The sequence below is a fragment of the Actinoplanes awajinensis subsp. mycoplanecinus genome, from assembly GCF_001509495.1.
Taxonomy (GTDB): Bacteria; Actinomycetota; Actinomycetes; order Mycobacteriales; family Micromonosporaceae; genus Actinoplanes; species Actinoplanes palleronii.
Window position 1 is genome coordinate 1 of sequence record NZ_LLZH01000163.1, and the last position, 404, is coordinate 404.

1 protein-coding gene is annotated in these 404 nt (G+C 66.8%); it reads left to right on the top strand.

The genetic code is table 11. The features are described 5' to 3' along the window. Window positions 1–404 (top strand): hypothetical protein (locus ADL15_RS54260; RefSeq protein WP_198170878.1); only part of this gene is annotated, 404 nt, incomplete at both ends.

Below are 404 nucleotides of genomic sequence, written 5' to 3' on the forward strand. Positions count from 1 at the left end.
GACCACGGTCCCGGTGTACACGTCGCCGGAGCTGGCCCCGGGTAACCACACGCTGGTCCTGACCATGACCAACCGGCACAACGCCGCCTCCACCGGCGGTATGTCGATCACCCTCGACCGCGCCGTCGTCACCAGCGCTCCGGCGGTGACCACGATCGAGGACACCGACGCCAGTCGCATGGCGTTCTCGGCCGGGTGGAGCGATTGTTCCGGTAACTGTGCCAACGCCGCGGACAACCATTTCAAGTGGACGTCCACGGTCGGCGCCACCGCGACCGTGACGTTCACCGGTACCCAGGTTGTGCTGTACGGGATGAAGGAGCCGTTCGCCTACATCGCGACTGCCAAGATCGATGGCGCGGCGGCGACCGACGTGGACTACTACGCGGCGAGCACCAGCGCGA